Origin of the sequence: Streptomyces sp. R-07 (genome assembly GCF_049913175.1) — a bacterium.
Classification (GTDB): Bacteria; Actinomycetota; Actinomycetes; order Streptomycetales; family Streptomycetaceae; genus Streptomyces.
The window spans coordinates 2,058,998-2,073,182 of record NZ_CP183978.1; the positions used below are offsets into that span (position 1 = coordinate 2,058,998).

14 protein-coding genes are annotated in these 14,185 nt (G+C 70.4%); 7 read left to right on the forward strand and 7 right to left on the reverse strand.

The annotated features are described in order from the left end of the window. Positions 1-6: 6 nt before the first annotated feature. Positions 7-564 (forward strand): DUF4396 domain-containing protein, encoded by a 558-nt coding sequence (locus tag ACN9M0_RS09225; protein WP_366042371.1) that lies wholly within the window; start codon positions 7-9, stop codon positions 562-564. 43 nt (positions 565-607) lie between these two features. Here ACN9M0_RS09225 and ACN9M0_RS09230 read toward each other — a convergent pair whose 3' ends face one another. Continuing rightward, positions 608-1,264 carry a sulfite oxidase-like oxidoreductase gene (locus ACN9M0_RS09230; RefSeq protein ID WP_366042372.1) on the reverse strand — a complete coding sequence of 219 codons (657 nt, stop codon included), beginning with the start codon at positions 1,262-1,264 and terminating at the stop codon, positions 608-610. 178 nt (positions 1,265-1,442) lie between these two features. Here ACN9M0_RS09230 and bfr point away from each other — a divergent pair, with 178 nt between their 5' ends. Further along, positions 1,443-1,919 carry a bacterioferritin gene (gene bfr, locus ACN9M0_RS09235; RefSeq protein ID WP_123451457.1) on the forward strand — a complete coding sequence of 159 codons (477 nt, stop codon included), beginning with the start codon at positions 1,443-1,445 and terminating at the stop codon, positions 1,917-1,919. Positions 1,920-1,944: 25 nt separating this feature from the next. Here bfr and ACN9M0_RS09240 read toward each other — a convergent pair whose 3' ends face one another. Together ACN9M0_RS09240 and ACN9M0_RS09245 are read right to left on the reverse strand one after the other, a co-directional pair. Beyond that, a complete protein-coding gene (locus ACN9M0_RS09240; RefSeq protein ID WP_366042373.1) occupies positions 1,945-2,193 on the reverse strand; it encodes a (2Fe-2S)-binding protein in 249 nt (82 codons plus the stop codon). A gap of 122 nt (positions 2,194-2,315) precedes the next feature. After that, complete coding sequence (locus ACN9M0_RS09245; protein WP_399696473.1) at positions 2,316-3,668, reverse strand: class II 3-deoxy-7-phosphoheptulonate synthase; 1,353 nt, start codon at positions 3,666-3,668, stop codon at positions 2,316-2,318. A 155-nt stretch (positions 3,669-3,823) separates the two neighbouring features. On the opposite strand from ACN9M0_RS09245, the gene ACN9M0_RS09250 reads away from it, so the two are divergent. The 3 genes from ACN9M0_RS09250 (at position 3,824) to ACN9M0_RS09260 (ending at position 8,803) form a co-directional block, all read left to right on the forward strand. Then, positions 3,824-6,646 (forward strand): N-acetylmuramoyl-L-alanine amidase, encoded by a 2,823-nt coding sequence (locus ACN9M0_RS09250; protein WP_399696475.1) that lies wholly within the window; start codon positions 3,824-3,826, stop codon positions 6,644-6,646. A gap of 93 nt (positions 6,647-6,739) precedes the next feature. Further along, on the forward strand, positions 6,740-6,841 hold the full coding sequence (locus tag ACN9M0_RS09255; RefSeq protein WP_366042376.1) for a trp operon leader peptide: 102 nt from the start codon (positions 6,740-6,742) through the stop codon (positions 6,839-6,841). A 93-nt stretch (positions 6,842-6,934) separates the two neighbouring features. Further along, on the forward strand, positions 6,935-8,803 hold the full coding sequence (locus ACN9M0_RS09260; protein ID WP_426403412.1) for an anthranilate synthase family protein: 1,869 nt from the start codon (positions 6,935-6,937) through the stop codon (positions 8,801-8,803). Here the strand turns inward: ACN9M0_RS09260 and ACN9M0_RS09265 are convergent. From ACN9M0_RS09265 to ACN9M0_RS09280, 4 genes are all read right to left on the reverse strand, one after another. Next, positions 8,800-9,798, reverse strand: coding sequence for a 2-hydroxyacid dehydrogenase (locus tag ACN9M0_RS09265; RefSeq protein ID WP_399696480.1), 999 nt, complete (start codon positions 9,796-9,798; stop codon positions 8,800-8,802). The two genes, ACN9M0_RS09260 and ACN9M0_RS09265, sit on opposite strands and share 4 nt — an antisense overlap. Positions 9,799-9,906: 108 nt before the next feature. Further along, positions 9,907-10,554, reverse strand: coding sequence for a response regulator (locus ACN9M0_RS09270; RefSeq protein WP_041133755.1), 648 nt, complete (start codon positions 10,552-10,554; stop codon positions 9,907-9,909). Between the two features lie 20 nt (positions 10,555-10,574). Further along, positions 10,575-11,786 (reverse strand): MacS family sensor histidine kinase, encoded by a 1,212-nt coding sequence (gene macS, locus ACN9M0_RS09275; protein ID WP_366042379.1) that lies wholly within the window; start codon positions 11,784-11,786, stop codon positions 10,575-10,577. 33 nt (positions 11,787-11,819) lie between these two features. Next, a complete protein-coding gene (locus tag ACN9M0_RS09280; protein ID WP_370468176.1) occupies positions 11,820-12,551 on the reverse strand; it encodes a lysophospholipid acyltransferase family protein in 732 nt (243 codons plus the stop codon). Positions 12,552-12,739: 188 nt separating this feature from the next. On the opposite strand from ACN9M0_RS09280, the gene ACN9M0_RS09285 reads away from it, so the two are divergent. Continuing rightward, positions 12,740-13,522 carry an alpha/beta hydrolase gene (locus ACN9M0_RS09285; RefSeq protein ID WP_366042380.1) on the forward strand — a complete coding sequence of 261 codons (783 nt, stop codon included), beginning with the start codon at positions 12,740-12,742 and terminating at the stop codon, positions 13,520-13,522. Continuing rightward, positions 13,515-14,180 (forward strand): hypothetical protein, encoded by a 666-nt coding sequence (locus ACN9M0_RS09290; RefSeq protein WP_366042381.1) that lies wholly within the window; start codon positions 13,515-13,517, stop codon positions 14,178-14,180. Before ACN9M0_RS09285 ends, ACN9M0_RS09290 begins: the two co-directional genes overlap by 8 nt. Positions 14,181-14,185 lie beyond the last annotated feature (5 nt).

A 14,185-nucleotide genomic window follows, 5' to 3' on the forward strand; every position in this document is an offset into this window, starting at 1 on the left:
CACCCGATGCAGCACGACGCGCACGCACACCACGACCACACGGGCCACGAGGGTCACACGGACCACGCGGATCACAGCGCCCACGAGGGCCACGCCGCGCACGCCGGTCACCACCACACCGCGGGCGGCACGGTCTCGTGGTCCATGGCCGCCCAGGCCACCCTGCACTGCCTCACCGGCTGCGCCATCGGCGAGATCCTCGGCATGATCATCGGCACCGCGTTCGGCTGGGGCAACGTGCCGACGATGGTCCTCGCGATCATCCTGGCGTTCTTCTTCGGCTACGCGCTCACCCTGCGCGGCATCCTGAAGGCCGGCGTCGACTTCACGACCGCCTTCAAGGTCGCCCTCGCCGCCGACACCCTCTCCATCGCCGTCATGGAGATCATCGACAACGCCGTCATCGCCCTCTGGCCCGGCGCCATGGACGCGCACCTCGACGAGCCGCTCTTCTGGATCGTGCTGGCGATCTCGCTCGGCATCGCCTTCGTGCTCACCACCCCGGTGAACAAGTGGATGATCGGCCGGGGCAAGGGCCACGCGGTGGTCCACCAGTACCACTGACCGCAACAGCGGGACAGAAGGACCGACAGGCGGTCCGGAGCTGCTACAGCTCCGGGCCGTCTCCGGGTTCCTCCTGGTACGAGTAGCGCTGCTCCGTCCACGGGTCGCCGAGGTTGTGGTAGCCGCGCTCCTCCCAGAAGCCCCGGCGGTCGGCCGCCATGTACTCCACGCCCCGGACCCACTTGGGGCCCTTCCAGGCGTACAGGTGCGGGACGACGAGCCGCAGCGGGAAACCGTGCTCGGCGGTGAGCAGCTCCCCGTCCTTGTGGGTGGCGAAGATCGTACGGTCCGCGGCGAAGTCGGCGAGCCGCATGTTGGCGCTGTAGCCGTACTCGGCCCAGACCATCACATGGGTCACCTGCGGCGCGGGCGGGGCGAGCTCCAGGATCGTGCGGGCGGGGACACCGCCCCATTCGGCCCCGAGCATGCTGAACTTCGTGACGCAGTGCAGATCGGCCACGACCGTGGAGAACGGGAGGGCCGAGAACTCCTCGTGGTTCCAGCACCGCTTGTCACCGTCGGCCGTCGCCCCGAAGACGCGGAACTCCCAGCGGTCCGGCTTGAACTTGGGTACGGGCCCGTAGTGGGTGACCGGCCAGCCGCGCTGGAGCCGCTGCCCCGGCGGCAGATCCGACGGAAGGTCCGGCGAACGATCCGGCTGACCCGCTTCCCGGTGTACTCCGCTCTCCGGCTGACCCATGTCATCCATGGTGACAGACGGCGAGGGGTGGTCATGACCAGGCGACCACCCGGGCGGCTCGATTCGGGCAAGTCCGACTAAGCCTGCACTTACTGGACGCCCCCCATTCGGGGTGCGAGGATGCGGCCATCCCGCCTAGTGACGGCGTAGACACGTAGCGTGGAAGGATCCTGAAGCGATGCAGGGCGACCCCGAGGTCCTCGAGTTCCTCAACGAGCAGCTGACCGGCGAGCTGACGGCCATCAACCAGTACTGGCTGCATTACCGCATCCAGGACAACAAGGGGTGGACGAAGCTCGCCAAGTACACCCGCGAAGAGTCCATCGATGAGATGAAGCACGCGGACAAGCTGACCGAGCGCATCCTGATGCTCGACGGCCTGCCCAACTACCAGCGGCTCTTCCATGTACGGGTCGGCCAGACGATCACCGAGATGTTCCAGGCGGACCGCCAGGTCGAGGTGGAGGCGATCGACCGGCTCAGGCGCGGGATCGAGGTCATGCGCGCCAAGGGGGACGTCACGTCCGCCAACCTCTTCGAGGAGATCCTCGCCGACGAGGAGCACCACATCGACTACCTGGACACGCAGCTGGAGCTGATCGAGTCCCTGGGTGAGGCGCTGTACGTCTCGACGCTGATCGAGCAGCCGAGCTAGCGCACGGACACCCCTCAGGGCTGCTCTAGGCCGCTTCCCCGAGCTCCGCGACCGTCTCCGCCGTCAGGGCGGGCATGCCCTGGTCCAGGAGCTCGCGTCGCGGGCAGCTGCCGCGCCCGAGAATGGCCTGAATGCGACGGACGCAGGACCCGCAGTCGGTGCCGGCCTTGGAGGCGGAGGCTATCTGGCGAGGTGTGCAGGCGCCCGCGTCCGCGTGCTCCTTGACCTGCTTCTCCGTGACACCGAAGCATGAGCAGACGTACACGCGGTTCACCTCCCGCCGAGATCGATAAGGCTTACCTAACCTTACCTGGCGGCCCGGGACCGCAAAAGACCTGGACACGACGATGGGGCGCGGATCACAAGGATCCGCGCCCCATCGTCGTAGGTACCTACTTACTGATCGCGGTACATCTCCGCCACCAGGAAGGCCAGGTCGAGCGACTGGCTGCGGTTGAGCCGCGGGTCGCAGGCCGTCTCGTAGCGCTGGTGCAGGTCGTCGACGAAGATCTCGTCGCCGCCGCCCACGCATTCGGTGACGTCGTCACCGGTGAGCTCGACGTGGATGCCGCCCGGGTGGGTGCCCAGCGCCTTGTGGACCTCGAAGAAGCCCTTGACCTCGTCGAGCACGTCGTCGAAGCGGCGGGTCTTGTGGCCGGAGGCGGCCTCGAAGGTGTTGCCGTGCATCGGGTCCGTGACCCAGACGACGGCCGCACCGGAGGCGGTGACCTTCTCGACCAGCTCGGGGAGCTTGTCGCGGACCTTGTCGGCGCCCATGCGGACGATGAAGGTCAGCCGGCCCGGCTCGCGGTCCGGGTCGAGACGGTCGATGTAGGTGAGCGCCTCGTCCACCGAGGTGGTCGGGCCCAGCTTGATGCCGATCGGGTTCGCGATCTTCGAGGCGAACTCGATGTGGGCGTGGTCGAGCTGGCGGGTGCGCTCACCGATCCAGACCATGTGGCCGGAGGTGTCGTACAGCTTGCCGGTGCGCGAGTCCGTACGGGTCAGGGCGCCCTCGTAGTCGAGCAGCAGCGCCTCGTGGGAGGCGTAGAACTCGACGGCCTTGAACTCGGCCGGGTCGGTGCCACAGGCCTTCATGAAGTTCAGGGCGTTGTCGATCTCGCGGGCGAGCGCCTCGTAGCGCTGGCCCGAGGGGGACGACTTCACGAAGTCCTGGTTCCAGGCGTGCACCTGGCGCAGGTCGGCGTAGCCACCGGTGGTGAAGGCGCGGACCAGGTTGAGCGTGGAGGCGGAGGCGTTGTACATCCGCTTCAGCCGCTCGGGGTCCGGGATGCGGGCCTTCTCGTTGAAGTCGAAGCCGTTGACCGAGTCGCCGCGGTAGGTCGGCAGGGTCACGCCGTCGCGGGTCTCGGTCCCCTTGGAGCGGGGCTTCGAGTACTGGCCGGCGATACGGCCGACCTTCACGACGGGCACGGAGGCCGCGTAGGTGAGGACGGCACTCATCTGGAGCAGCGTCTTGAGCTTGGCCCTGATGTGGTCGGCGGACACGGCGTCGAATGCCTCGGCGCAGTCGCCGCCCTGGAGCAGGAACGCCTCGCCACGGGCGACGGCTCCCATCCGGGCGCGCAGCTGGTCGCACTCGCCGGCGAAGACGAGCGGAGGATACGACTCGAGGTCCGCGATCACATCGCGCAGAGCCTCGGCATCGGGGTACTCGGGCTGCTGCGCCGCGGGCAGGTCTCGCCAGGTCGCCTTGGCGACGGCGTGGGATTCAGCGTTCACGGTCACAAGCACAACATTACGGGTTCTTCGTCCGGATCCTGACCCTCTGCCCAATGGCTGAGACGCGCGCCCGAAATGCACCCCGTCGATGTTCATGCCATCGAGTGGTGTTACCCTCTGGCCCGTTTAACAAGAGCAAAGTCGAACTCACAGGGGTGGGCGTGACCCAGAGGCACCGTAGGGATCGTAAGAAGAAACGACTCTTGTACGGGGCGGCAGCGGCTGTCGTCGCCACCGCCACCATCGGCACCATCGCGGTCGCCTCACCGGGCCTCCTCGGTGCGGCGGGCGACGGCACGTCCGGAGGTGACCCTTCCCTCCAGACGCAGTTCGCAAACGCGGCGCGCGAGTTCGATGTGCCCCAGAGCGTGCTGATGGCGGTGTCGTACCGCCAGACGCGGTGGGAGTCGCACGAGGGCGTGCCCAGCACCACGGGCGCGTACAACGTCATGGGGTTGACGAAGGTCGACCCGGAGGACGTGGAGCAGGACACGGACGAGCAGCTGCTCGACCTGATGAACCGGAGCGGCGACCCCCGCATCGAGAAGCGGTTCGACGGGAAGAAGGCCCTGGCCTCCCTGCCGGAGAAGAAGGTCGACACCTCCGACCCGACGCTGCACACGCTCGACAAGGCCGCCGAGCTGATCGACGGCTCGACCGACTCCGTGCAGAAGGACACCGCCGCCTCGATCCGCGCCGGTGCCGCGCTCCTCGCCGAGTACCAGAAGCAGGCCGGCGCCGAGCTGTCCGACGACCCGGGCGCCTGGTACCCGGCCGTGGCCCGCTACAGCCAGTCCGATGACCGGAAGGGCGCCGACCTCTTCGCGAAGCGCGTCTTCGAGTCCATCAAGACGGGTGAGCGGGAGATCACCGCTGACGGCGAGCAGGTCGTCCTGCCGGCGGACCCGTCGGTGGAGCCGGTCAAGCCGTCGAACGTGCCGCTTGCGGCGAGCTCCGCGGCCGCGACCGACACGCCGGCGGTCGAGTGCCCGACCGGCCTGGTGTGCACGTTCATCCCGGCCGCCTACTCGCAGAACGACGGCAACTACAACATCGCGAGCCGTCCCGCGAACGGCTACGACGTCCGCCAGATCGTCATCCACGACATCGAGGGCGACCACGACGGCGCGGTCTCCGTCTTCCAGAACCCGCTGAGCTACGCCAGCGCCCACTACATCGTGCGCGCCGACGGTCGTGTGACCCAGATGGTCGAGACCAAGAACGAGGCGTACCACGCCGGCAACAAGACCCTCAACATGCACTCGATCGGCATCGAGCACGAGGGTTACGCCATCAAGGGCGACTCCGGCTGGTACACCGAGCCGGAGTACGAGTCCTCCGCGGCCCTCGTGAAGTACCTGGCCGCGAAGTTCTCCATCCCGCTGGACCGCGAGCACGTCATCGGCCACGACGACGTGCCGAGCATCCTGGACACCACGCGCCAGGACCACTGGGACCCGGGCCCGTTCTGGGACTGGAACCACTTCATGAGCCTCCTCGGCGCCCCCACCGGCGCCGGTGGCGCGGGCGGTCTCCTCCAGACCGGCCAGCTCGTCCGGATCGTCCCGCCGTACACCTCGGCCAACCAGCAGCAGCTGAAGTACACGGAGCAGGTGGACGGTCAGAACGTCACCAAGACCACCGTCGCGCTGCCGGTCAACTTCGGCTACCTCTACTCGGAGCCGGTGGCCGACCAGACCAAGGCGCTGACCGACCCGTACATCGGGGTGGGCTCGGGCTGGCAGTACGGCTCCACCTGGGCGAACAAGGTCACGGCCGGCAGCACCCACGTCGTCGCCGAGTCCCGGACCGACTGGACCGCCATCTGGTACGGCGGCCAGAAGGCCTGGTTCTACAACCCCGGCGGCCAGTACACGGCCCCGGTGAAGACGGGCACGGCCATCACCGCCAAGGACGGCCTCGCCTCGATCCCGGTCTACGGCCGCACCTACCCCGAGGACGCCGCCTACGCGGGCACCGGCGTTCCGGTCCAGAACAACAACAGCGCGTCGCTGACGAAGTACAGCGTCCCGGCCGGGCAGCTGTACACGAAGGCCGGCGACGCCGTGGCGGGCGACTACTACTACAGCGCCTACAACACGGACGGCACGCGGGTCGTCGGCACGACCAACATCTTCGTCCCGATCCGCTACAACCACCGCCTGGCGTGGGTGAAGGCGAGCGACGTCAAGGAGGTCGCCACCACGGCGCCCGTCCGCACCGACAACCGCTACAACCTGCTCACCCGCGACGCCTCCGGTGTCCTCTGGCAGTACCAGGGCACCGGCAGCGCCACCGCTCCCTTCCTGTCGCGGTACAAGGTCGGCGGCGGCTGGCAGGTCTACAACGCCATCACCCCGCTGACGGCCCTCCGTGCCGACGCCACCGGTGACGCCGTGGCCCGGGACGCGTCCGGCGTGCTCTGGTACTACCAGGCCAGCGGCAACCCGTCGGCGCCGTTCAAGGCCCGGCTGCGGACCGGTGGCGGCTGGGCGATCTACGACCGGATCACCGGCGTCCGCGACCTCACCGGTGACTCCAAGCCGGACCTGATCGCCCGTGAGAAGTCGGGTGTCCTGTGGCTGTACAAGGGCACCGGCACCCCGGCCACGCCGTTCGCCCCGCGGGTGAAGATCGGCACCGGCTGGCAGATCTACAACGACATCGTCAGCACCGGCGACCTGACGTCCGACGGCAAGCCGGACCTGATCGGCCGCGACAGCACCGGCGCGCTCTGGCTGTACAAGGGCACCGGCAGCGCCACCGCCCCGTACGCCGCGCGCGTCAAGGTCGGCACCGGCTGGCAGATCTACAACAGCATCACCGGGCCGAGCGACCTCACCGGCGACGGCAGGGTCGACTTCGTGGGCCGCGACGGCTCCGGCACCCTGTGGCTGTACAAGGGCACCGGCAGCGCCACCGCCCCGTACGCCACGCGCGTGCAGGTCGGTCCCGGCTGGCAGGCCTACAACCTGATCTTCTGATCGGGTAGTCCGACCGGCCTCGGGGCCCGGCTCGCACCGTCCACGGTGCGGACCGGGCCCCGTTCCCGTGCCCGGCTGCGTTACAGTGCTCGCATGTTGTACGCGTCGCAGATCCAGAACTGGTGGTGGACCGCTCATCCGGCGGCCCGTCCCCAAGCTCTTCGAGCTGGGGGATACCCCAGTTCGCGCGATTGATCGACACGCGAAGGCCGCCCGAGGGGCGGCCTTTTCTCGTACCCGGGGCCGTTCCTCCTCTCCGTACTCCACTCGGAAGGAACGACCCGCCCCATGGACCTCTCCCGTCTCCTCGACGACTCCTGCCCGCCCTTCGCCCTGCTGCGCCGCCGCACCCCCGGCCGTGACCACGACACCGTCGAGGTGCTGATCGGCCGGGTCCACGAGGCCGAGCGCCTCGCCGAGCTGCCCGTGGGCTCCATGCCGACGCTCGCGCTCGTGCCCTTCCGGCAGATCCGGGAGCGCGGCTTCGACGTGCGGGACGACGGCACCCCGCTGTCCGTGCTCGTCGCCGACGAGGCGTACGAGCTGCCGCTCGCCGAGGCCCTGGCCGCGCTGCCCGCCCATGACGTACGGGTGGAGGGCGGCGGGTTCGACGTCTCCGACGAGGCCTACGCGGAGACCGTGCGGCGGGTCATCGACGAGGAGATCGGCTCCGGCGAGGGCGCGAACTTCGTCATCCGGCGCACCTACACCGGCGAGATCCCGGGCTTCGGGCGCGCCGACGCGCTCGCCCTGTTCCGGCGGCTGCTCGCGGGCGAGCGGGGCGCGTACTGGACGTTCGTCGTGCACACCGGGGACCGGACGCTCGTCGGGGCGAGCCCGGAGGTGCACGTCCGGATGTCGGGGGGCACGGTCGTGATGAACCCGATCTCCGGCACGTACCGCTACCCGGCCGACGCCGCCCCGACCGCCGAGGACCTGCTCGCCTTCCTCGCCGACCGCAAGGAGACCGAGGAGCTCTCCATGGTGGTGGACGAGGAGCTGAAGATGATGTGCACGGTGGGCGACATGGGCGGGGTGGTGGTCGGGCCGCGGCTGAAGGAGATGGCCCATCTCGCGCACACGGAGTACGAGTTGCGCGGCCGGTCCTCGCTGGACGTGCGGGAGGTGCTGCGGGAGACGATGTTCGCGGCGACCGTGACCGGGTCGCCGGTGCAGAACGCCTGCCGGGTGATCGAACGTCACGAGACCGGCGGGCGCGGCTACTACGCCGGCGCGCTGGCCCTGCTCGGTACGGACGGAAGCGGGGCGCAGACGCTGGACTCGCCCATCCTGATCCGCACCGCCGACATCGCGTCCGACGGAGGGCTCCGGGTGCCGGTCGGCGCGACGCTCGTGCGGCACTCGGACCCGGCGGGCGAGGTCGCCGAGACCCACGCGAAGGCGGCGGGCGTCCTGGCGGCCCTCGGGGTACGGGAGGGGCGGCCGCGCGACGGGGCCCCCGAGCGCCCGCGGCTCGCCGACGACCCCAGGGTGCGGGCGGCGCTCGACGCGCGCCGGGCGGACCTCGCGCCGTTCTGGCTGAAGATGCAGGCCCGTTCGGCGGAGCTGTCGGGCCACGCGCTCGTGATCGACGCCGAGGACACCTTCACGGCGATGCTGGCGCACGTCCTGCGCTCCTCGGGCCTGGAGGTGTCGGTGCTCCGCTACGACGAGCCGGGGCTGCGGGAGCTCGCGCTCGCCCACGAAGGGCCGGTCGTCCTGGGGCCCGGCCCCGGGAACCCCTCGGACGCCGCCGACCCGAAGATGCGCTTCCTGCGCGGCCTGACGGCGGAACTCGTGCGGGATCACCGCCACGGCCTCCTGGGCGTCTGCCTCGGGCACGAGCTGATCGCGGCCGAACTGGGCCTGGACATCGTCCGCAAGCGGACCCCGTTCCAGGGGGCGCAGCTGCGGATCGACCTCTTCGGGCAGGCGCAGACGGTGGGCTTCTACAACAGCTTCACCGCCCGCTGCGACGACCGGACGGCGACGGAGCTGGCGCTGCACCGGATCGAGGTGAGCCGGGACGCGGAGTCCGGCGAGGTGCACGCCCTGCGCGGACCGGGGTTCGCGGGCGTCCAGTTCCACCCGGAGTCGGTGCTCACGACGGACGGGGCGGCCCTGACCGCCTCGCTCCTGGCAGGCGTTCTCGTCTAGGAGGCCCTCGGTACCAGGACGTTCTCGCTGCGCCGGCCGTCGGTGTAGTCGAGGACGTTCTGGACGGTGGTGTCGATGATCTGGCCGACGGCGTCGACCGTGTAGTACGCCTGGTGGGAGGTGACCACCACGTTCGGGAAGGTCACCAGGCGGGCCAGGGTGTCGTCCTCGACGACCTCCAGGGACTTGTCGAGGAAGAAGAGCCCGGCCTCCGCCTCGTACACGTCCAGGCCGACGCCGGTGAAGCGGCCGGCCCGGAGTTCGGTGACGAGGGCCTCGGTGTCGACGAGTCCGCCGCGGCTGGAGTTCACCAGGATGGCGTCGTCCTTCATCGCCCTGAGGGCGGCGGCGTCGATGATGTGCTGGGTGGCGGGGAGCAGCGGCACGTGGAGGCTGAGGAGGTCGGCCTCGGCGAAGAGCCGTTCCTTCTCGGCGTACTTCATGCCGAGTGCCATGCAGGCGGGGTTCTCGGCGACGTCCCAGCCGAGGAGGTTCATGCCGAAGCCGTGGGCGATCCGGGTGAAGGCCTCGCCGATCTTGCCGGTGCCGAGGACGCCGACGGTACGGCCCCGCAGGTCGCGGCCCATCAGTCCGTCGAGCCGGAAGTCGAAGTCGCGGGTCCGGTTGGAGGCGCGGACGATCCGGCGGTTGACGGCCATGGCGAGCGTCCAGGCGAACTCGGCGACGGAGTAGGGCGAGTAGGACGAGACGCGGGCGACGGTGAGACCGAGGCGCTCGGCGACCTCCAGGTCGATGTTGTTGAAGCCCGTGGAGCGCTGGGCGATCATCTGGGTCCCGCCGGCGGCGAGGGTCTGCAGGACGCGGTGGTCCAGGCTGGCGTTGACGCTGGTCGAGATGATCTCGTAGCCGGCGGCGATGGGGGCGGTGTCCTCGGTGAGGAAGACGCTCAGGCAGCGGACGTCGTGGTGGCCCTCGAAGGCCTTCTCCATGAGGGGCTTCTCGTCCGCCTGCACGCCGAATGCCAGGATTTCCACGGGATTCCCCTCAACATCACGATGGGCCGTATATCCGCGAATATACGGCCCCTCGTGACGTCGGGCCGTATCAGGCGTCTACACGGCCCCTCGTGACGTCGGGCCGCCTCAGGCGTCGTCGAGGCCGCGCTCGATGGCGTACCGGACGAGCTCGACCCGGTTGTGCAGCTGGAGCTTGCCCAGAGTGTTCTGGACGTGGTTCTGCACCGTGCGGTGCGAGATGACCAGGCGCTCGGCGATCTGCTTGTAGCTGAGCCCCTTCGCGACGAGCCGCAGGACCTCGGTCTCGCGCTCGGTCAGCTGCGGGGCCTTCGGCTCGTCGGCGCCGGCCGCCGGGGCGGGCTCGGAGGCGAGGCGGCGGTACTCGCCGAGGACCAGTCCGGCCAGGCCCGGGGTGAAGACGGGGTCGCCGACGGCCGTCCGCCGCACCGCGTCGATCAGCTCCTCCGTACTGGCCGACTTGAGGAGGTAGCCGGTGGCGCCGGACTTGACCGCCTCCAGGACGTCGGCGTGCTCGCCGCTCGCCGAGAGGACGAGGACCCGCAGCTCGGGGCGGCCGCCGACGAGCTCCTTGCAGACCTGGACGCCCGGCTTGACCGGCAGGTTCAGGTCCAGGACGAGGACGTCGGGACCGGCCGCGGCGGCGCGGCGCACGGCCTGCTCGCCGTCTCCGGCGGTGGCGACCACGTCGAAGCCCGCCTCGGCGAGGTCGCGGGCGACCGCGTCCCGCCACATCGGATGGTCGTCGACGACCATCACCTTGATCCGCTGCTCGCTCACTTCTCCCCTGCCTTCCCCCGTGGAACCTTCAACTCGACTTCCGTGCCCTGACCCGGGACCGAGATCAGCTCGGCCGATCCGCCCAGATCCCGCAGTCTCCCCCGGATGGACAGGGCGACGCCCATCCGGCCCTCGCCCCAGGCCTCCGCGAGGCGGCCCTCCGGGATGCCGGGGCCGTCGTCCCGGACGGTGACGATCACCTCGTCCGTCCAGTCCTCGATCAGGATCCACGCGTGCGCGTCCTCCCCGGCGTGCACCCGGACGTTGTCCAGGGCTGCGCCGACGGCGTTGGCCAGCTCTCGGGCGGCGGGCTGCGGCAGCATGACCGGGGCGCCCGGCTCGGAGAGGGTGACCCTGGCGCCCGCGCGCGGGGCGAGCAGGACGCGGAGGTCGACGGGCGCGTCGTCGTCGGGTTCGTCGTCGACCTCGACGACCCGCACGAAGGCGCCCTCGGACTCGTCCTCGGAGACGAGACTGGGCCGGGTGAGCCCGCCCGCGACGAGGGTGCGGAGGGCCACCTCCTGCTCCCCCGCCATCCGGCCGAGTTCGGCGGCCTCGCCGCCGAGCGCCGTACCGCGCCGCTGCACCATAGCGAGGACCTGGAGGACGCTGTCGTGGATGTCGCGGGCGAGCCGCTCCCGCTCCCGGGTCGCGGCCTCGATCTCCAGGGCGCGGGCGAGGGTGCGCTCGGAGGCGCGGGCGACCTCGACGACGTAGCCGATGGCGATGGAGGCGACCCAGACGAGGAGCACGTTGTGGAAGGTGTCCCGGCTGGGATGGCCCCGCTCGACGATGTTGGCGACGGCGACCAGGGAGGAGGCGACGCCGGCCCAGCGCCAGCCGCCCTTGATGGCGTAGGCGAGGACGGCGCCGGCGGTCCATATCGACGGCAGCGTGGGGCCGTCGGACGACTGGGCCTGGGCGTCGACGACCGGGGTGAGGAGGATGCCGGCGAGCGCGATGGTGAGGTCGGCGACGAGGAAGCGCCTGGTGCAGCTGGCCGCGTTCGCCACCTTGGGGAGGGTGGCGAGGGTCCAGCCGCACAGCACCGCCAGATAGCCGACGGCGATCCACGGCCGCTCGTACCCGTCCCGGCCGAACGCGAACAGCAGGACCGCGTAGACCATCGTCAGGACGCGGTAGCCGGTCAGCGCACGCCACAGCGGCTGCTCGACCGACATGCGCACGACACGCTCGCGCTTGGCCATCTCCCCCACCCCCCGGAAAGCCCCCGCGGGGACCTACGCGCCGGACTCTTCCCGAGCGGCGATCTCGGCCTTCACGGCCTCCTTGGCCGCCTTCTCCGCATCCGCGATCTGCCGCTTGGCGGCGGTCGCGTAGATGTCGACGTACTCCTGGCCGGACAGCTTCATGATCTCGTACATGACCTCGTCGGTCACCGAGCGGAGGATGAAGCGGTCCCCCTCCATGCCCTGGTAGCGGGTGAAGTCCAGCGGCTTGCCGATCCGGATCCCCGGGCGCATCAGCTTGGGGACGACCTTGCCGGGCGGCTGGATCTTCTCGGTGTCGATCATGGCGACCGGGATCACGGGCGCGCCGGTGGCCAGGGCGACACGCGCCAGACCGCCGGGCTTGCCCCGGTAGAGGCGGCCGTCGGGCGAGCGGGTGCCCTCGGGGTAGATCCCGAAGAGCCCGCCGCCCTCGATGACCTCGATGCCTGCCTTGATGGCCGCCTCGCCCGCGCCGCGGGCACCCGAACGGTCCACCGGGAGCTGACCGACGCCCTTGAAGAAGGCGGCGGTGAGCTTGCCCTTCACACCCGGGGTGGTGAAGTACTCGGCCTTGGCGATGAAGGTGACCTTGCGGTCAAGGACGGCGGGCAGGAAGAAGGAGTCCGAGAAGGACAGGTGGTTGCTCGCGAGGATCGCCGGCCCCTCGGCGGGAATGTTCTCCAGACCCTCCACCCAGGGCCGGAAGGCCAGCTTCAGGGACCCTCCGAGGGAGAACTTCATTGCGCCGTAGATCAACTCGCCATGCCTTCCGTGTGCCGTCGCCACGACTTTATCCCGTACCGACGCACGGCCCCCGCTACGGCCCTGGTCGGTGTCGGTCCGGTCGCGTACCGTGAAGGTCCTTCCCCATTTTCCGTCGCTCCGGCGCACCCGAAGACGCCGGAGTCGCAACCGAACAGGAGACCCCGGTGCCGGTCCTTCCCGGAGCCGAGCCGTACCGCCATGAAGGCGGAGAGGTCGGCGTCCTTCTCTGTCACGGATTCACCGGTTCCCCGCAGTCGATGCGCCCGTGGGCCGAGTACCTGGCCGAGCGCGGTCTGTCGGTGTCGGTGCCGCTGCTGCCCGGCCACGGCACCCGCTGGCAGGACATGCAGCTCACCACCTGGCACGACTGGTACGCGGAGGTCGACCGGGCCCTGCGCGAGCTCCTGGAGCGGTGCGGGACCGTCTTCGTGTTCGGCCTCTCCATGGGCGGGGCGCTGACGCTCCGGCTGGCCGCCCAGCACGGCGACGCGGTGCGCGGCATCGTCCTCGTCAACCCGGGCAACAAGGTCCACGGCCTCGCCGCGCACGCGCTGCCCGTCGCCCGGCACCTGGTCCCCTCCACGAAGGGCATCGCCAGCGACATCGCCAAGGAGGGCGTGACCGAGGTCGGCTACGACCGGGTGCCGCTGCACGCGGCGCACTCCCTGCGCCAGTTCTTCAAGGCGGTGGACGCGCAGCTCCCGCAGGTCACCCAGCCGGTCGTGCTGCTCCACAGCCCCCAGGACCATGTCGTGCCGCCCGTCGACTCGGCCCGGATCCTCTCCCGGATCTCCTCGACGGACGTCCAGGAGATCCTGCTGGAACAGAGCTACCACGTGGCGACGTTGGACCATGACGCGGAGCGGATCTTCGACGAGAGCCTGGCCTTCGTCGAGCGTCTGGCCCCGGATCTGGTCGACGGGAAGGGGAGCAGGAGCGGTGGCTGAGCAGCAGGACGGCGGAGAGCGGGAGCCGCAGCCCATAGACGAGGAGGCGGCGTGGGCCGCGATCGTCGCCGGGTACGGCGAGGAGCCCGCGGACCCTCCGGGGGCGAAGCCGTTCCGGCCGATCGAGAACCTGTCGCTGCCGGAGCCCGAGGACGGCGACGACGAGGGCGGGTCCGCCCGGGAGATCCGGCCCATCAAGGGCACGCCCTGGAAGCCGCGGCCGAAGCCCGGCGAGACCGCGCCGGAGGCCGCCGAGGGCTCGGAGACGGACGGGGACGCGGAGGCGGGTCCGGAGCGGCCCGCGCTCGGCAGCTCGATCGTGTTCGCGCCGGGCGTGCGGCCCGAAGGCCCCCGGGACTACGCGCCGGACGAGCCGGACGACGCGGCGGGCGGCTCCGACGAGGGCCACTTCGTCCCGCCGGAGCCGCCCCCGCTGCCCGAGGCGGACGCGACGACCAAGTTCGCGTGGCTCGCGGTGGTCGGCGGCCCGGTCCTGATGCTGCTCGCCGTCCTGCTCCAGTGGGACATGACCTGGTGGCTGACGACGGTCTGCGTGGGCGGTTTCCTGGGCGGCTTCGCGACCCTGGTGTCCCGCATGAAGCACGACGACGACGATGACGACGGCTTCGACGACCCGGGCCGCGGGGCGGTGGTCTAGCCCCG